Origin of the sequence: Aequorivita soesokkakensis (assembly GCF_001641085.1) — a bacterium.
Lineage (GTDB): Bacteria > Bacteroidota > Bacteroidia > Flavobacteriales > Flavobacteriaceae > Aequorivita > Aequorivita soesokkakensis.
On record NZ_LXIE01000013.1, the window covers coordinates 38,588 to 56,463 of the forward strand.

General features: G+C 39.2%; 15 protein-coding genes and 1 tRNA gene. 12 read left to right on the plus strand and 4 right to left on the minus strand.

Annotation, left to right across the window (positions count from 1 at the left end; translation table 11 throughout):
- Nucleotides 1-24: 24 nt before the first annotated feature.
- The 4 genes from A7A78_RS07595 to A7A78_RS07610 form a co-directional block, all read right to left on the minus strand.
- Nucleotides 25-1,203, minus strand: a complete 1,179-nt coding sequence (locus A7A78_RS07595) for an acyl-CoA dehydrogenase family protein (RefSeq protein WP_068761857.1) — start codon at nucleotides 1,201-1,203, stop codon at nucleotides 25-27.
- A 50-nt stretch (nucleotides 1,204-1,253) separates the two neighbouring features.
- The gene (locus A7A78_RS07600; protein WP_094746074.1) at nucleotides 1,254-1,991 is read right to left on the minus strand and encodes a tRNA1(Val) (adenine(37)-N6)-methyltransferase; all 738 of its coding nucleotides are present in this window, start codon (nucleotides 1,989-1,991) and stop codon (nucleotides 1,254-1,256) included.
- Nucleotides 1,992-2,112: 121 nt separating this feature from the next.
- Entirely contained in the window at nucleotides 2,113-2,637 is a 525-nt protein-coding gene (gene rimM / locus A7A78_RS07605; protein WP_068761858.1) for a ribosome maturation factor RimM, read from the minus strand.
- Between the two features lie 11 nt (nucleotides 2,638-2,648).
- A complete protein-coding gene (locus A7A78_RS07610) occupies nucleotides 2,649-3,242 on the minus strand; it encodes a 30S ribosomal protein S16 (protein ID WP_068761859.1) in 594 nt (197 codons plus the stop codon).
- Between the two features lie 135 nt (nucleotides 3,243-3,377).
- Here A7A78_RS07610 and A7A78_RS07615 point away from each other — a divergent pair, with 135 nt between their 5' ends.
- From A7A78_RS07615 to A7A78_RS07670, 12 genes are all read left to right on the plus strand, one after another.
- Nucleotides 3,378-4,172, plus strand: coding sequence for a DUF6252 domain-containing protein (locus tag A7A78_RS07615; protein WP_068761860.1), 795 nt, complete (start codon nucleotides 3,378-3,380; stop codon nucleotides 4,170-4,172).
- A gap of 184 nt (nucleotides 4,173-4,356) precedes the next feature.
- Nucleotides 4,357-4,806 carry a ferritin-like domain-containing protein gene (locus A7A78_RS07620; RefSeq protein ID WP_068761861.1) on the plus strand — a complete coding sequence of 150 codons (450 nt, stop codon included), beginning with the start codon at nucleotides 4,357-4,359 and terminating at the stop codon, nucleotides 4,804-4,806.
- Nucleotides 4,807-4,989: 183 nt separating this feature from the next.
- On the plus strand, nucleotides 4,990-9,420 hold the full coding sequence (gene dnaE / locus A7A78_RS07625; RefSeq protein ID WP_068761862.1) for a DNA polymerase III subunit alpha: 4,431 nt from the start codon (nucleotides 4,990-4,992) through the stop codon (nucleotides 9,418-9,420).
- A 139-nt stretch (nucleotides 9,421-9,559) separates the two neighbouring features.
- Nucleotides 9,560-9,877 (plus strand): thioredoxin, encoded by a 318-nt coding sequence (gene trxA / locus A7A78_RS07630; RefSeq protein WP_068761863.1) that lies wholly within the window; start codon nucleotides 9,560-9,562, stop codon nucleotides 9,875-9,877.
- A gap of 161 nt (nucleotides 9,878-10,038) precedes the next feature.
- Entirely contained in the window at nucleotides 10,039-10,584 is a 546-nt protein-coding gene (locus A7A78_RS07635) for a ClpP family protease (protein ID WP_068761864.1), read from the plus strand.
- 6 nt (nucleotides 10,585-10,590) lie between these two features.
- On the plus strand, nucleotides 10,591-11,058 hold the full coding sequence (locus A7A78_RS07640; RefSeq protein ID WP_068761865.1) for a copper resistance protein NlpE: 468 nt from the start codon (nucleotides 10,591-10,593) through the stop codon (nucleotides 11,056-11,058).
- A 27-nt stretch (nucleotides 11,059-11,085) separates the two neighbouring features.
- The gene (locus A7A78_RS07645) at nucleotides 11,086-12,015 is read left to right on the plus strand and encodes a DUF58 domain-containing protein (protein WP_068761866.1); all 930 of its coding nucleotides are present in this window, start codon (nucleotides 11,086-11,088) and stop codon (nucleotides 12,013-12,015) included.
- 159 nt (nucleotides 12,016-12,174) lie between these two features.
- Nucleotides 12,175-12,248, plus strand: a tRNA-Asp gene (locus tag A7A78_RS07650).
- A gap of 308 nt (nucleotides 12,249-12,556) precedes the next feature.
- Nucleotides 12,557-14,218: a gliding motility lipoprotein GldJ gene (gldJ, locus tag A7A78_RS07655; protein ID WP_068761867.1), complete on the plus strand. Its 1,662-nt coding sequence runs from the start codon at nucleotides 12,557-12,559 to the stop codon at nucleotides 14,216-14,218.
- Nucleotides 14,219-14,334: 116 nt separating this feature from the next.
- Nucleotides 14,335-14,982 carry a hypothetical protein gene (locus A7A78_RS15210; RefSeq protein WP_207489342.1) on the plus strand — a complete coding sequence of 216 codons (648 nt, stop codon included), beginning with the start codon at nucleotides 14,335-14,337 and terminating at the stop codon, nucleotides 14,980-14,982.
- Nucleotides 14,983-15,068: 86 nt separating this feature from the next.
- A complete protein-coding gene (locus A7A78_RS07665; RefSeq protein ID WP_068761868.1) occupies nucleotides 15,069-17,135 on the plus strand; it encodes a glycosyltransferase family 9 protein in 2,067 nt (688 codons plus the stop codon).
- Nucleotides 17,136-17,191: 56 nt separating this feature from the next.
- Nucleotides 17,192-17,746: a nitroreductase family protein gene (locus tag A7A78_RS07670; RefSeq protein ID WP_068761869.1), complete on the plus strand. Its 555-nt coding sequence runs from the start codon at nucleotides 17,192-17,194 to the stop codon at nucleotides 17,744-17,746.
- Nucleotides 17,747-17,876 lie beyond the last annotated feature (130 nt).

Sequence of the window (17,876 nt, forward strand, 5' to 3'; positions counted from 1 at the left end):
TTTGAAATTTATATTGAAAATTATTTATTGAAAGGCGTTTAAACCAGTAATATCAAGACCGGTAATCAACAAGTGAATGTCGTGGGTTCCTTCATAAGTAATCACGCTTTCAAGGTTCATCGAGTGTCGCATAATGCTGTATTCGCCCGTAATTCCCATTCCCCCCAGCATTTGTCGAGCTTCACGTGCAATGTTAATTGCCATATCAACATTATTCCGTTTTGCCATAGAAATTTGTGCAGAAGTTGCGGTTCCTGCGTTTCGCATAACCCCCAATCGCCAAGCCAATAATTGTGCTTTGGTGATTTCAGTAATCATTTCAGCAAGTTTTTTCTGCTGAAGTTGAAATTGCCCAATAGGTTTTCCAAACTGAATCCGTTCTTTTGAATAACGAAGCGCCGTATCATAACAATCCATCGCGGCACCGATTGCGCCCCAAGCAATTCCGTATCGTGCGGAATCAAGACAGCCAAGTGGTGCGCCCAATCCAGATTTGTTTGGGAGCAGATTTTCCTTCGGAACTTTTACATTATCAAAAATAAGTTCACCTGTTGCCGAAGCACGGAGCGACCATTTGTTGTGTGTTTCTGGGGTTGAAAAGCCTTCCATCCCGCGTTCTACAATCAAACCGTGGATTCTTCCTTCTTCATTTTTTGCCCAAACTACGGCAACCTGTGCAAAAGGAGCATTGCTGATCCACATTTTGGCGCCATTCAAAAGATAGTGGTCACCTTTGTCTTTAAAATTGGTAGTCATTCCACCAGGATTGCTACCGTGGTCTGGTTCGGTCAATCCGAAACAACCCATCCATTCACCAGAAGCGAGTTTTGGAAGATATTTTTTGCGTTGTTCTTCGTTTCCATATTTCCAAATTGGATACATAACCAAAGAAGATTGAACCGAAGCAGTACTGCGCACGCCACTATCGCCGCGCTCAATTTCCTGCATAATCAAACCGTAGGAAATTTGGTCAAGTCCGGCACCGCCATATTCCTCAGGAATGTAGGGACCAAAAGCGCCAATTTCAGCGAGACCGCTGATTATTTGTTCAGGAAATTCAGCCTTTTGGGCGTATTCTTCTATAATGGGAGATACGTCGCGCTTTACCCAGTCGCGGGCGGCTTGGCGTACCAGCTTATGTTCGTCTGAAAGTAATTCATCAAGATTGTAATAATCGGGAGCTTCGAATAAATCTGGTTTCATCTATAAGTATTTAAAAGGAATACAAATGTAGAAATCACAACCTTAAAGACCTACATTTTCAAGTAAAAATCCTGCACTAGATTTTGATATTCTTCGGTGTAAATATGGCGTGAAGTTTCAATGGTGAGGTTTTCAATTTTTGGCGAAATCTTTTCAAAAGAAAATTCAAGCATGCTTCTTTTTTCTTCGGAAGTTTCCGTGCCGCGAACCCTGCAAATTCTGTTTGGAAAAAGATTTACTTCCGAAGCCATTGCAATAAAATTTTCTTCTTCTTTTCGAGGAATTATAACTGCAAAAATTCCTTCGTCCGAAAGTAGTTGCGAAGCGCTTTCAATCAATTCATCAAAAGGAAGTGCATCGTTAAATCGAGCCAATTCTCGAGAAGTAGAAATTATTTTCTCCCCTTTCGTGGGAGATGCTGAAGGCAGAGGGGGAGAATAGAATGGCGGGTTTGAAATGATGATGTCGTATTTCTCTTCAATCTCTTCAACAAACTCTTCCAAAGAAGCGTGATAGCAAAAAAGCCTGTCGCCCCAAGGAGAATTTTCAAAATTATCAACGCACTGTTCGTAGGCGTTTTCGTCAATTTCAATAGCATCTACCATTTCAGCATTGGAGCGTTGCGCCAATTGCAAAGCAATGATTCCCGTGCCAGCACCAATATCCAAAATTGAAAATGGATTGTTTTTAATAGAAACCCAAGCTCCTAGCAAAACTCCATCCGTACCAATTTTCATGGCGCAGCGGTCTTGTTCAACAGTGAATTGCTTGAATTTAAAAGGCTTCAATGGATTTTAGATTTCCGATTAACGATTGCTGATTGAAGATTTTGGAATTTGGGATTTACTTTTTGGGATTTATTTGTTCCCGATAGCTATCGGGATGGTGCTTGACATTTGGAATTTACTTTCAAAGGTACATTTCAATCAATCCCTCGGGTACATTTAAAAGAATAGATTTATTTTCCCGATCCACTTTTTTGATGAAATGGTCAATCATAGGGATCAAAATTTGCTTTCCGTCGCGATCAATTTCAAAAAGCGCTTGTGAAGTAGTGTCGTTAACGCCGGTAATTTCACCAATTTTTCCGAAAGATTCGTCTTTAGCTGTAAAACCTATTATTTCGTGATAGTAAAATTTATTGCCTGAAAGTTTCGGAAGAAATTCCAACGGAAGGTAAAGATGTGCGCCAATCAAAGCATTAGCTTCTTCTTCGTTTTTTACGTCTTCAAAACGTACGCGAAGCAGTTCGCTTTTGTGCAGTGAGCTTTCTTCAATAAAAAATGGAATCAAGTTTTTGCGTTGTTCCACAAAAACTGATTCCATTTCAGTAAAAAGTTCGGGTTCGTCTGTATCAAGTTTTATGAGCAGTTCTCCCTTAAAGCTGTATTTTTTAACGATTTTGCCTAAGTAGAAGCAATTCTCCTTTTGCATCGTTATAAATATTATGCTTCTTTTTCTTCTTCAGTAGTTTCCTCAGCTGCTGCTTCAGTTGTTTCAACTTCAGTAGCAGGAGTTTCTTCTGATGCAGTTTCGGCAGCTTCAGTTTCAACTTCAGCTTCCTCGCTTACTTCTTCAGCAGGCGCGGCAGCGGCAGCGGCATCAGCAGCACGTTTTTCATTTACAGCTTTTTCAGCAGCAAGTTTTTCAGCTTTCGCTTTATCCTTAGCTTCAGAAAGAGTTGCTTTTTTGTGATCGATAGATCCTGATTTTTGCTCCAACCACTCGTTGAATTTTGCTTCAGCTTGTTCTTCAGTCAAAGCGCCTTTACGAACACCACCAGCAAGGTGATTTTTCATTAATGCTCCTTTGTAAGAAAGAATAGCACGGGCAGTATCTGTAGGTTGTGCTCCGTTTTGAAGCCATTTTACAGCGCTGTCCACATCAAGGTCAATCTGTGCAGGGTTTGTTGTTGGATTGTAAAATCCTAATTTTTCAAGAAATTTACCGTCTCTTTTACTACGGCTATCCGCAGCGATAATCCAGAAATAAGGCTTACCTTTCTTTCCGTGTCTTTGTAGTCTGATTTTTACAGGCATGTTTAAATTAATTTTTGGGGTTCCCGACCCCGGTTATAATTAAGGACGGCAAAGATAGTATATTTTCTTTTTGAAATTCAACCAATTAAAGTTTTTATTTTACATTTGTCAAAATCCCTAAATAACAGCTTACCTATGAAAAATCTTCTATTTGTACTTTTAGCTACTTTGTCGCTTATTTCCTGCGAAGATACTCAAACCAATGAGGTTGCCCTGCAGGCGAAAGTTGATGACAGGCTGTATGTTTCAGCAGATGCGCGCGCTTCTTTGAATGATGACGGAACTGTTACTATCCAGGGATTTACTGATGATGAATCATTGACACTGCATATTTCCCGTTTGGATGACGGTGATTTTGCCATTGGCGAAGGACGTCCTAATTATGCTGTATATGAAGATTTTGAAGGAAATATTTACACTACAGACCCAAATGGCGAAGGAGTGATTACTATTTCAGATTTAAACGAAAATAGCAAAACCCTTTCCGGAAATTTTAATTTCAACGCTTTTCTTCCGGGAATTGATACTATTTATGTTTCAAGCGGGACATTTTATAATGTTTCTTATTCCAATGGAGAAATTCCTGACCCAACAAATGCCGGAACATTTAGTGCGAAAGTAGATGGCAATCAGTTCATTCCTGTAATTGTGTCTGCAAGAAGTACAACAAATACTATTATTATATCTGGAAGCAACGCCAATGCTACAATCGTGCTTTCGGTGCCACCGGGGATCGAGGTTGGGGAATACACATTTCCTGGCGGAAGTGTAAGGTTTAAATATCAAGATGCCAATGGGCCTGAAACTACTTCGGAAGGTATCATTAATATAACTGAGCATAACCTTGGCGATAAAACTATTAAAGGCACATTTTCTTTCTTTACAAATAGAACCGAAATATCCGAAGGCCAGTTTGATGTTGCTTATTAGTAAACATTTCTCCCCCAAAACCGCTTTAAAGGTTAAACCCTGTTAATTTCCACTAAACTTAGGTTAATAATTCGTTGACCGCCTTTATTCATGGTATATTAGGATATATCCGAATGAAGTTGAACAGTTGTCTTTAGAGGAACGATGTTGAACAAAACAACTGTATAATTTAAAACGAAAGATGATGAAGTTTACTGAAAAAATGACGAACAAATTAAACGAACTGTTAGAGAAAAATTATGATGCTGAAAAGGGTTATAAAAAAGCTGCAGAGAATGTGGAAAACACAAAATTGAAGCAGTTCTTTAGCGAACAAGCGCAAAAGCGATATGATTTCGGCCACGAATTAAAAACCGAAATTAAAAACTATGGCGAAACTCCTGAAAAAGGTGGAAGTGCCACGGGGGCAATGCACAGAACTTGGATGGATATTGAAACTGCGTTTTCTTCAAATAATGAAGAAACCATTTTAGAAGAAGTCCAAAAAGGCGAAAAAGCTGCAATTGAAGAGTATAACGAAGTGATTAAAGACACTACCTTACCGCCAACAACGCAGAAAATTTTGACCAACCAGCGTGACACGATTAATACTGCATGGCAAAGTGCCAAGAACTTTGAAGCTGTAGTATCCTAATAAATAATCTTGAAAAAGAAGAAAAGAAAACCGTTTTCGGAACTCCCGGAAACGGTTTTTTATTGTGAACAACTCGTGATAATTTAACTTCCCAAAAGCGGGAGGTTTTTCTATTTTTACCTCTTCACTAAAACTTATGTGAAACTTAATTCATAGCCCAACACTCATAACTCATAACTGCAAATGTATTTAATCTTCGATACAGAAACAACAGGTCTTCCCAAGCGCTTCAATGCTCCCGTGAGCGATAGCGATAATTGGCCGCGCTGTATCCAGATTGCGTGGCAATTGCATGATGCAATGGGTAATTTGATTGAGCATCAGGATTATTTGGTACAGCCAGAAGGTTTCAATATTCCTTTTGATGCCGAAAAAATTCACGGAATTTCCACTGAATTGGCAACCGCCGAAGGAATTTCCTTGGAAGAAGTGGCAAGAAAATTTCATGCAGCACTTTCAAAAACGAAGTTTGTTGTTGGTCAAAATGTTGGGTTCGACGTAAATATTATGGGCGCGGAATTTTTCCGATTGGGAATTGAAAATCCGCTTCCAAATATTCCAGTTTTAGATACCTGTACCGAAACCACCGCCCAACTTTGCCAGATTCCCGGCGGTCGCGGCGGAAAGTTTAAACTGCCAACGTTAACCGAACTTCACGAATTTTTGTTCAGCGAGCCTTTCGCCGAAGCCCACAACGCAACGGCAGACGTTGAAGCAACAACACGTTGCTTTTTGGAATTGGTTCGCCGTCAGATTTTCACGAAAGAAGAATTGGATGTGCAGCCGGATTACTTCGAAAATTTTTCCGAAGAAAACCCGCAGACAATTCAATTAATTGGAATTGAACACATAAACCTCAAAAAAGCTTCGGAAAGAATCCGAAAGCAAATGCAGGATTCTTCGGAAACTGAAAAAATTTCTTCAGAAGAAATAAAAGAAAACATTGCCACCTTGGAAGATGCTCCGTTTGTGCACCTTCACAACCATTCGCAGTTTTCAATTTTGCAATCCACTTCCAGCACGTTGGATTTGGTAAACGCCGCAGTTGAGAACAATATGCCCGCAGTTGCCATCACCGATAGCGGAAATATGATGGGCGCATTTCATTTTGTGCAGGCTGTTTCCAATTATAACAAATCCCTCGCAGATTTGCCAAAAAATGACGAAGGAGAAATTTCGGCACAACCCATAAAAGCAATTGTTGGATGTGAATTTTTCGTCTGCGAAGACCATTTAAATAAAAATCACAAAGACAACGGCTATCAAATTGTGATGCTTGCCAAAAACAAAAACGGCTATCACAATTTGGCTAAAATGGCATCAATCGCTTACACCGAAGGTTTTTATTACGTGCCTCGGATTGATAAAAATATAGTTGAAAAATACAAAGAAGACATCATTGTTTTAACGGGAAGCCTTTACGGCGAAGTGCCCGGAAAGATTTTAAATATTGGTGAAAATCAGGCAGAAGAAGCATTGCTTTGGTGGAAGGAAATGTTCGGTGAAGATCTTTATGTGGAAGTGATGCGCCACGAGCAAGAAGACGAAAAGCGCGTCAATGATGTTTTGATTGAAATGGCGAAGCGCAACAATGTAAAACTTGTAGCCTGCAACAACACCTATTATATTAAGAAAGAAGATGCCAACGCACACGATATTTTACTGTGTGTAAAAGACGGTGAAAAGCAGGCAACGCCAATTGGCCGTGGTCGTGGTTATCGTTATGGCTTGCCAAACCAGGAATATTATTTCAAAAGTCAGGACGAAATGAAGGTTCTTTTCAAGGATCTTCCCGAAGCGATTTTGAATATTGAAGAGGTTATTTCAAAAATCCAACCTTTCAGTTTGCACCGTGATGTTTTGCTGCCAAATTTCGGCATTCCACAAGAGTTTTTAAATACTGAAGATATTGACGGTGGCAAGCGCGGTGAAAATGCCTATTTGCGGCATTTAACCTATGAAGGTGCAAAAAAACGTTACCCCGAATTGCTGGAAGTTTCTTATGAAGCATTAACGGATTTTGAAATTCCCGAAGTTGCCTCACAACGGGTAAAGGAAATAAAGCAACGATTGGATTTTGAACTAAGTGTAATCGCAAATACTGGCTATCCCGGCTACTTTTTGATTGTACAGGATTTCATTGCCGAGGCTCGAAAAATGGGCGTTTCCGTGGGTCCGGGTCGTGGTTCGGCAGCGGGAAGCGCGGTGGCGTATTGTTTGGGCATAACCAATATTTGCCCGATTAAGTACGATCTGCTTTTTGAGCGTTTCCTAAATCCGGATCGTGTGAGTATGCCCGATATCGATATCGATTTTGATGACGAAGGCCGTAGCAAGGTTATGGATTACGTAATCAATAAATACGGCAGTAATCAAGTGGCGCAGATTATTACTTACGGAACTATGGCCGCAAAATCTTCCATTCGCGATACTGCAAGGGTGTTGGATTTGCCTTTAAATGAAGCTGATCGGATTTCGAAATTGATTCCAAATATGACCAAACTGAACAAGATTTTCGGTTTGAGCGATGCGGAATTGCGAAGCCGTTTCCGAAGCGATGAGCTTCCGAAAGTGAACGAACTTTTAAACCTTTCCGAAGGAAGCGATTTGGAAGCACAAACAATAAACCAAGCAAAAATACTTGAAGGTTCCGTTCGAAATACTGGAATCCACGCCTGTGGCGTGATTATTACACCGAGTGATATTACTGATTTCGTTCCCGTTGCAACCGCAAAGGATTCAGATTTGTACGTTACCCAATTCGATAACTCGGTTGTGGAAAGTGCGGGTCTTTTGAAAATGGACTTCCTCGGTTTGAAAACGTTGACGCTTATAAAAGACACGGTAAAACTCGTAAAACACAAGCACAACATTGACCTCGATCCGGACAACTTTCCGCTCGATGATGAAAAGACGTATGAACTTTTCCAAAGGGGAGATACCGTAGGAATTTTTCAATATGAATCTGCCGGAATGCAGAAATATATGAAGGAATTGAAGCCAACGGTCTTTGCGGATTTAATTGCGATGAACGCACTGTATCGCCCCGGCCCGATGGAATATATTCCAAGTTTCGTACGTAGAAAACACGGCGAGGAAGAAATTGAATACGATCTTCCCGCAATGGAGGAGTATTTAAAGGAAACCTACGGAATTACGGTCTATCAAGAGCAGGTGATGCTTCTGTCGCAAAAGTTGGCAGGTTTCACAAAAGGCGAAGCCGACGTTTTACGAAAGGCAATGGGGAAAAAGCAAAAAGCGGTACTCGATAAAATGAAGCCGCAGTTCGTAGCCCAAGCTTCGGAAAAAGGCCACGATGCCGAAAAACTTGAAAAAATCTGGAAGGATTGGGAAGCATTTGCGAGTTATGCTTTCAACAAATCCCACTCCACTTGTTACGCTTGGATTGCTTATCAAACTGCCTATTTAAAAGCACATTACCCCGCGGAATATATGGCGGCGGTGCTGAGCAATAATATGAGCGACATAAAGCAGGTTACCTTTTTTATGGACGAATGCAAGCGAATGGGCTTAAATGTTTTGGGTCCAGATGTGAACGAATCGTTTCATAAATTCACCGTAAATGATGAAGGAGCCGTTCGTTTTGGAATGGGCGCGGTGAAAGGCGTGGGCAGCAGTGCCGTAGCAACCATTGTTGAACATAGAAAAGATGGCAAATACAAATCTGTTTTTGATTTGGCAAAGCGAATCGATCTGCGTTCCGCAAATAAAAAAGCATTTGAAAATTTAGCTTTGGCTGGAGGTTTCGACAGTTTTGACACGCATCGTGCACAATATTTGCACGACGATGGCGATGGCGTTATGTTTATTGAAAAAGTACTTCGTTATGCAGCAAAATATCAAGAAACGCAGAATTCTTCACAGGTAAGTTTATTTGGCGATGCCAGTGAAGTGCAAATTCCCGAACCCGAAGTTCCCCCGTGTGAGGAATGGGGAACGATGAAGAAACTGAAACAGGAACGCGAAGTGGTTGGCGTATATATTTCTGGTCATCCATTGGATGATTTCAAAATTGAAATGAAAAGTTTCACTAATTGCAAGGTTTCGCATTTTAATCATTTAGAAGATTACCTCAATAAAGAAATGTGTTTTGGAGGCGTTGTTAGTGATGTGCAACATCGCGAATCTAAAGCTGGAAAAGGCTGGGCCATTTTCACTGTTGAAGATTATGAGGACAGTTATGATTTCAAAATTTTTGGCGAAGAATATCTAAAATGGCGCCATTTCTTAGTTCCAAATTCCTTCATTTATGGGCGTGTTTTTGTGAAAGAAGGTTGGACAAATCGCGATACTGGAAAAAAAGGCGAGCCGCGACTTCAGTATAACAGCATTCAATTGCTTCACGATGTAATGGAAACCCACGGGAAAAAGCTTACGCTCACAATTCCTTTAAACGATTTAAAAGATGAAAAGATCAATTCGCTTAAAAACCTTGTAAAAACTCATAAAGGTGAAAAGCAGTTGTTTTTTGTGGTTTATGAAAATGAGGAAAAAATCCATTTAACAATGCCCAGCAGGAAACATAAAATCAATATTTCAAAGGAATTATTGGATGAACTGGAACGCGAGCAGTTAAGTTATAAACTAAACTGACAACTTCCTTTACCCAAGAACCAAGAGCTAACAACCAACAATAAAAATAAACAATACAATCATTTCCTAAACATATATTAAGAGCAGGGGATTTCGTGTAAAATTTAACTATTTTTGACATTCATTAAAAACAAAGATTATGGCATTAGAAATAACAGACGCAACATTTGAAGAAACGGTTTTAAAAAGCGACAAACCGGTATTGGTTGACTTTTGGGCAGCCTGGTGCGGACCATGCCGAATGGTAGGGCCCATCATTGAAGAAATAAGCAAAGAATATGACGGTAAAGCCGTTGTAGGAAAAGTAGATGTGGATGCAAACCAAGAGTTTGCCGCAAAATATGGAGTTCGTAATATTCCAACCGTTTTGGTTTTTCAAAATGGCGAAGTAGTGGGCCGCCAAGTGGGCGTTGCTCCTAAAAACGTTTACGCAGAAGCGATTGATTCCCTTTTGTAATATATTTGAAAAAAGAAAAATTAAAACAAAAAGGCTTGGCGTATTGCTGAGCCTTTTTCTATATTAGTAAAAATGTCTGGTCGAGCGCAGTCGAGACCTCTTTTTGAAAAACAAGCTTATAAAAACCTCTCGACTGCGCTCGAGGGGACACACCGAAAACTATGGAAAAAACGAATAAAATACAAGATAAAATAGATGGCAAATTATTAGAAGAGCGCAAGGTTTTCCTTTGGGGAATGGTTGATGACAAAAGTGCCCGCCACGTTGTTGATCGTTTAATGTATCTAGATGCATTGAGCCACGACGAAATTAAATTTTACATAAACAGCCCGGGGGGCTATGTTACTTCCGGATTTTCAATTTATGACACAATTAAAGAAATAAAAAGCCCAGTTTCAACAATTTGTACTGGCTTGGCAGCTTCAATGGGAAGCATTTTGCTTTCAGCAGGTGAAAAAGGAAAACGATTTATTCAGCCTCATGCCCGTGTAATGATTCATCAGCCAAGCGGTGGCGCAAGAGGTGTTGCCAGCGATATTGAAATTACGGCGCAGGAAATTTTGAAAACAAAAGAAATTAGCGCGCGGATTTTAGCTGAAAATTGTGGCCAAAAATTTGAAAAAGTAATGAAGGATTTTAACCGCGATCATTGGATGAGCGCAGAAGAATCTGTGGAATACGGGATAGTGGATAAAATTTTAAAATAATATATTATGAAAAAATCAATAGTATTAGTTGCTGTTATTGCAACGTTTATATTCGGGTGCAAAAATGGCGAGAAGAATGAAATCTCTTCCGAAGAAAACATTGAAAACGTAGAAGCTTCTTCAACAGAAATGGATTCGCACAATTCAGAAAATTCGTTGGATTGGCTTGGGGTTTACGAAGGCACTATTCCGTGTGCGGATTGCGAGGGAATAAAAACTACTTTGGAATTTAGAAACGACAACACTTTTACGCTTTGGCAAACTTATATGGGCAAAACGGAAGGCGAAAGTGATTTCAAAGAAAACGGAACCTATGTTTGGGACGAAACCGGTTCAAAGGTACTTTTGAATGGTGAAAGCCAAACCCTTCAGTATAAAGTGGGCGAAAACCAATTGTGGATGCTAGATAAATCTGGCAACACAATTGAAGGAGATATGGCCGCTATGTATATTCTGAAGAAAAAAGCAGAATAATCCTCTGACTGCGCTCAGGGTGACTGGATGAATATAGAGAAAGAAATAAACGAGATTACGGGTTTTAAAAATCTTGAACTGCTTGCAAAACAAGTGGTTGAAGGGTTTATTTCTGGGCTCCATAAAAGTCCGTTTCACGGATTTTCAGCAGAATTTGCAGAGCATAAAATCTACAATAATGGCGAAAGCACCAAGCATATAGACTGGAAGCTTTTCGCTAAAACGGACAAACTTTATACAAAGCGCTACGAAGAAGAGACCAATTTGCGTTGCCATTTGATTGTTGATAATAGTAGCTCGATGCACTATCCAAAACTGAAACAGTTCAACATAAATTCTTTGAACAAAATTGGTTTTTCGGTGTTGGCATCCGCGGCAATTATGAACTTGATGAAACGACAACGCGATGCTGTCGGGTTGAGTGTTTATAGTGATGAATATGAATTTTATGCTTCGGAAAAAGGAAGTGAGCGACACCACCAAATGTTGCTTCAGAAGTTGAATGAAGCTTTACTTTCTTCCCAAGAAAAAACCGAAACCAAAACATACGAGCACTTGCATTTAATTGCTGAAAAGCTAAAACGCCGCTCTTTGGTTTTCCTTTTTACAGATATGTTTCAAAGTGACGCCGAAGCGGAAAAACTTTTTGAGGCACTTCAGCATTTAAAGTATAATAAACACGAAGTCATACTTTTTCATACTTTCGACAAAAAGCGGGAGGTAAATTTTGATTTTAACAATCGTCCAAAGCGTTTTGTTGATGTTGAAACGGGCGAATTTATAAATCTTTACGCGGATAATATTAAAGAACAATACGAAAAAGGGGTGCAGGAATATTTTAAGGAGCTTCAACTGCGCTGCGCACAATACAGAATAAAGTACGTTCTGACCGACATTAATGAAAGTTTCAACAAGATTTTGACAACCTATTTAGTGGAGCGTCAGAAGTTTGGATAAAAATTATTATTTTTTAAAAAAATAGTTTGCGAAAATGAAATGGAGTGGTATATTTGCCACCGCTTAATACGGCAAGGGAGCAATTCCAAAATGTATGGTAACAAATTTTCACTTTGCCCAACTGTTGTTGGGGTCTTTCGAAAGTTAGATTGAAAACTTGGTCTGGTAGTTCAGTTGGTTAGAATACCTGCCTGTCACGCAGGGGGTCGCGAGTTCGAGTCTCGTCCAGACCGCAACAAGATGTTGTGTTGAGTCACTTAAAGGTGGCTTGTGGTTTAGAAATAGACCGATGAGAAGCTTTTCCTAATGGAGAGGCTTTTTTTGTTTTTGGGTGTTATCTCTTTGGTTTCTTTTAAAGTTACTCCAAAAAAGGTGTGTTTTTCGACTTCTCTTTTACAAATTGTTTTTATTGCAACTTCAATAGTGCGCGAAAAGGTAAGAACATCCCCACATTAGTGTGATTTCCTCAAAATCAACCGATCATAAGTTTGCTTCAAAGCGGAATAATTTTATTTTTGACACTCATAAAACCACTAGTTTGATGACCCGATTGCTTCTTATTTTTTTATTAATCTTTTCAGCTTCCTGCTCCAATAAACGCGATTACAAAAACAGTTCGCGGGCAACAGGTTGGAAAATGATTGGTCGTATGGGTGGTTTTGCCAGAGATTATAATAAAAAAACCAAAGAGCAGGAAACAGGCCCAGGATTGGTTTTTATAGAAGGTGGCACTTTTACGATGGGCCGTGTGCAGGATGATCCCATGGGTGATTGGAACAATACTCCCAATCAGCAGCACGTCATGTCCTTTTATATGGATGAAACCGAAGTTACAAACCTAATGTATGCAGAATACCTGGACTGGATAAAAAGAGTCTTCCCGCCAGACGTTGATAACTACAGAAATATTTATTACAGCGCTGTCCCTGATACCTTGGTTTGGAGAAATTCCCTAGGTTTTAACGAAGCTATGGTCAACAATTATCTCCGCCATCCGGCTTTTTCTGAATATCCGGTTGTTGGGGTAAGTTGGCTCCAAGCTGTCAATTTTTGCAAATGGCGAACCGATAGAGTCAATGAAAAATTACTTGAAGAGGCGAGCTTTACGGCTCCAAATGCTCGATATAATGTGAGCGGAAACGAAATATTTTCTACAGAAACCTATATTAAAACTCCAACTTTAGCTTACGGCGGAAACGATTCTATCTTAAACGGAGGAAAACGTTCCAAAATTTTGGTTGAACTTAGAAAAGATAGTTCAATTATTGCCGCAAAACATACTGATTTATATATGCAGCGAAAAGATGGTGTTTTTCTTCCAGAATATCGCTTGCCAACGGAAAGCGAGTGGGAATATGCAGCTTTGGGCCTTGACGGAATTCGAGAATACAATACTCATAAAGGAAGAAAAAAATATCCATGGAACGGTCAGTACACACGTTCTGGAAAACGAAAATCCCGCGGTGACCAATTGGCAAATTTCAAACAATCCTATGGCGATTACGGCGGTATTGCAGGTTGGAGTGATGACAATGCGGATATTACTGCGCAAGTAAAACAATATCCAGCTAATGATTATGGTCTTTATGATATGGCAGGAAATGTGGCTGAATGGGTCGCAGATGTTTATAGGCCTATTGTAGAAGATGATTATAATGACTTCAACTATTTCCGCGGAAATGTTTACACAAAAGATTCCCGAAATGCTGATGGAACTTTTAACGTAGTTACGGTTGACTCTATAATTTATGACACACTTCCCACAGGAAAACTTATTCCAAGACAGTTGCCGGGCGAGCTGGTTCAAGTTCCCGTTGATGAATGGGAAACCTATCTTCGAATAAATTTTTCAAAAAGCGATAACAGAAATTATAAAGATGGCGATCAAGGGTCTAAATTGTATAATGCCAAAAACCGAAGTTCAAACGAATACCCAATGTACAATGCCCCCGTCCAAAAAACGTATGCGGATAGTGTTGGCGTAATTCAAAGGGAATATGACAAAAGCTCCAATAAAACAACGCTTATTGATGATGAAGTAAGGGTTTATAAAGGTGGCTCATGGCGCGATGGCGATTATTGGCTTGATCCTGCCCAAAGACGTTTTCTTCCCCAATATATGGCCACCGATTATATTGGATTTAGATGCGCCATGTCTCGGGTTGGTTCAAAAACGAATAAAAAGAAAAAAGCACGTAGATAAATTTTCTTGATAAGATGGTAGGGTATTTTCTAAAGTAAATGTTTATTTTATAAATGGAGTAAAGAAGTATTTATTTATTTTTTGCTAAATTTATAACAACCTCAAAGTGAAAAATTATGGAAAGAAGGCATTTTATAAAAAAATCGGGGCAAGCACTACTTGCAGTTTCAACAATATCTATCACTGGCGCTATACTTTCATCATGTACATCTAATGATGATGGCTTCTTTGATGACGGTTATTATGATAATGGGTATTATGGCAACGGCTATTATGATGACGGATATTACGATGATGGTTACTACGATGATGGTTACTACGATGATGGTTACTACGATGATGGCTATTATGATGATGGCTATTATGATGATGGCTATTATGATGATGGCTATTATGATGATGGTTACTATGATGACGGATATTATGGCGATGCCCAAGTAATTCGCGATATTTTAATTGCCACAAACTGGAAGGTTGCAAGCTACATAGACAGCGGTGATGATGAAACTTCAGACTATAATGGCTATACCGTCGATTTTAAAGTTAGTGATGAGGTTGTGGCAACAAATGGAAGCAATACCAATAATGGAAGTTGGTCCGTAAACGGCTCTGGCAATGAACTTACCTTGAATTTTAACGGAACTCCTTTTAACGAGTTTAACGACGATTGGGATATTATAAGCGTACTGCCAACACGAATTGAACTACGCGACGTAAGTGGTGGCGGTAGTGGAACCGACATTTTGATATTTGAAAAAGCATAGTCTGTTTGTTAGTGTTTTTTAAATTGATTGGACATTTCTTTAAGCCTTTTCTGAAATGTCCAATCCTATTTTAAGCCTTCTCTATTTTGAAAAAAATTCTATTCCTTCACGATACATTTTTGGAAACACCACGCGGTGCAGAGCTTACCATTAAAGAGTTAATGACGCTTGGTGAAGCTAAAAACTATTCCGTTTCAGTAGATTTTCTGAAAAATTTTGAAGAAACAAAAAACCAAATTTTAAAAGCAGATTTAGTAGTCTTAAACAGCACCTCACGCTGCCATTTTGAATTGGAATTGATTGCATATTTACTTTCGCTACCAATTCCTTTTATAAAAGTTGAATATGATTATAACTTCTGTGTGCGCCGGAATATTTTGTGCACAGTAGATTATAACGTCAGAAGTTGTTGCAATCCTGATAAATTCCATCTTTTTAGAAAGCTGTTTTCCAATGCGGCGCTGAATGTTTTTCAATCCCCAAAACATTACCAGTCACATTTTGATTTTTATGGAGAAGCTGTTTCAAACCATCTCATCATGCCACCCACCGTTGATGTGAATAAATTAAAACCTTACAAAGAAAAAGATGAAAGTACCATCCCATTTTTTGGAGATTTGAATTTTCTAAAAGGTGGTCACGAATATGTAACCTATGCCGAAGAACATCCCAATTTAAATTTTAAAGTCTTCGGAAAAAATAGATTGCGCCGCGAAATGCCAAAAAACATGACTTTTCATGAACCCGTTCCAAACACTGAAGTGCTTGAAATTCTTGGAAAAACAAAGCAATTTATATGTAAACCTGTTTGGCCCGAACCCTCGGGAAGACTTGCCGCAGAAGCATTCCTCTCAGGTTGCGAAATACTTTCAAATGATAGAATAGGCACTTTTTCATTCGATTTTTATCCCGATAATGTTGAAATGGCAAAAGCTGAAATGCTTCAAGCTCCTGAAAATTTTTGGAACGCCATTTCAGAAATTTTAAATACTTCAAAAAAATCTGAAAACAAAAAACTAAAAAAAGTCTTGGTTTATAAAAGCTATGGTGGCTTGGGCGATATTTTCTTTGCTATTCCCGCCATTTATAAGTTGGCCGAGGTTTCGGAAGAGCTTCATTTTGCCGTTTCACCCAGGCTTGTGGATTTTTTCGGTAAACATTTAAAAGGCGTTAAAGTTGTGAGTGAGCCCGACGCGCGCAATGATGAATCCAATTATAATAATATTTATGAATTGGGTAATTATCCAGCTTTTCGAGGCTATGATTTGCCGCACGCGCTGAAATATCCAACCCATAAAAAAGTGAAGCAGCACGCCATTCAGCATTATATTGATACAGTTTCAAAATTGCATATTGATATAGACAACCATTTGGAAAGCTATCCTTATTTTGAAAACAATAAAAATGCTTCAAACCCTTACTTTGTAGTACATCACGGAGCTGGTTTTCTGCTTAAAATTTGGCCCACTGAAAAATATGCTGCTTTAATTGAAAAGTTGCGCGAAATCTTCCCAAATTTAGATTGCAAAATTATTATGGGGCCAGACGATCCAAATATTGCACAATATTTTAGCAAGCTGATGCCCCACGTTGAATTTATCACCGGAGGCATGGTTGAGGTTGGCGAGACCATGGCTGGCGCACTTTTCCACATTGGCAATGATGCAGGAATTACCCACGTTGCCGGTGCTTTTAATGTTCCCTCTGTGGGAATTTATGGCCCAACCGGCCCTGGAAGCTGGGGCAGTTTTGCACAACATAATGAACTTATTTGGGGTAAAAAGGGTGTTTGTAACCTTAAATGTAATTATGATGTAATCTTGAACTGTGCCCACAGAATCTGCTTGACCTCCGTAACAAAAGAAAGGGTTTTGGAAGCACTTTACAAAGTCTTGCAGCGAGCTTATCCACAAAATGATTCACAACTCCGGTTGAATCCACAAGTGGTTATTGACTTTGGAAAAAAGGATTGCTTGGTTAAACTGGGTGATAACGAATTATTGCTGGAATACCATAACGATGCAATGAAAAATAAAGTTGAAGCGCTGCTTTCTAATGAAATTTCAAAAGCGCCAAACACAGGCGACTTGAAAATGGTTACTGATGTTTTGGTGCAACAAAATATTATTTTTAATGTTCCCACATTCGCTTAAAATTGTTTTTTTTCAAAAAGGCTTTTACTATCTTCACGTGCCAAATTAAAAAATAAATGATCTCAAAAACTATAAAGAACCGCCGAGCGGTTTTCCCCGCCCAATACAACAATCAACCTATTTCTAAGGAGGAAATTTTAGCCATACTTGAAAGTGCAAATTGGGCTCCAACACATAAACGTACGGAACCTTGGCGCTTTAAGGTTTTTCACGGAACATCACAAATTGCACTCGGAAAATTTATAGCAGAAACCTACAAACAAACTACAGAGAATTTTTCAGAATTCACATATAATAAATTTATGGACAACCCCGTAAAAGCAGGTTGTGTAATAGCCATCTGTATGCAGCGCGATCCCGGTGAAAGTTTACCCGAATGGGAAGAGATTGCAGCTACCGCGATGGCTGTCCAAAATATGTGGTTAACTGCCCACGAAATGGAAATTGGCTCTTATTGGGCTTCTCCAGGGATTATAAAATATATGGACAAATTCATTCAACTGGAAGAAGGGGAGCAATGTCTCGGTTTTTTCTATTTGGGAAAATATGATGTTGAACTGCCCGAGGGCACTCGCAAAAGCAGTATTGAAGAAAAGACTGTTTGGGTGTAAATATTCGGAATTCATACTCAAGACCTCACAAGTTTCAAAAACCGTGAGGTCTTTTTTTATTTAAAAATTAAACAACTAAATAATTAGTTTAAACTAAAAAATTAGTTATATTTGAAACCTGAAACCTGAA

Excerpts from the sequence above, each read along its gene's own strand:
- A7A78_RS07595 (WP_068761857.1), bottom strand. The coding sequence starts at position 1,203 with ATGAAACCAGATTTATTCGAAGCTCCCGATTATTACAATCTTGATGAA.
- rimM (WP_068761858.1), bottom strand. The coding sequence starts at position 2,637 with ATGCAAAAGGAGAATTGCTTCTACTTAGGCAAAATCGTTAAAAAATAC.
- A7A78_RS07610 (WP_068761859.1), bottom strand. The coding sequence starts at position 3,242 with ATGCCTGTAAAAATCAGACTACAAAGACACGGAAAGAAAGGTAAGCCT.
- A7A78_RS07615 (WP_068761860.1), top strand. The coding sequence starts at position 3,378 with ATGAAAAATCTTCTATTTGTACTTTTAGCTACTTTGTCGCTTATTTCC.
- A7A78_RS07620 (WP_068761861.1), top strand. The coding sequence starts at position 4,357 with ATGAAGTTTACTGAAAAAATGACGAACAAATTAAACGAACTGTTAGAG.
- dnaE (WP_068761862.1), top strand. The coding sequence starts at position 4,990 with ATGTATTTAATCTTCGATACAGAAACAACAGGTCTTCCCAAGCGCTTC.
- trxA (WP_068761863.1), top strand. The coding sequence starts at position 9,560 with ATGGCATTAGAAATAACAGACGCAACATTTGAAGAAACGGTTTTAAAA.
- A7A78_RS07635 (WP_068761864.1), top strand. The coding sequence starts at position 10,039 with ATGGAAAAAACGAATAAAATACAAGATAAAATAGATGGCAAATTATTA.
- A7A78_RS07640 (WP_068761865.1), top strand. The coding sequence starts at position 10,591 with ATGAAAAAATCAATAGTATTAGTTGCTGTTATTGCAACGTTTATATTC.
- A7A78_RS07645 (WP_068761866.1), top strand. The coding sequence starts at position 11,086 with ATGAATATAGAGAAAGAAATAAACGAGATTACGGGTTTTAAAAATCTT.
- gldJ (WP_068761867.1), top strand. The coding sequence starts at position 12,557 with ATGACCCGATTGCTTCTTATTTTTTTATTAATCTTTTCAGCTTCCTGC.
- A7A78_RS15210 (WP_207489342.1), top strand. The coding sequence starts at position 14,335 with ATGGAAAGAAGGCATTTTATAAAAAAATCGGGGCAAGCACTACTTGCA.
- A7A78_RS07670 (WP_068761869.1), top strand. The coding sequence starts at position 17,192 with ATGATCTCAAAAACTATAAAGAACCGCCGAGCGGTTTTCCCCGCCCAA.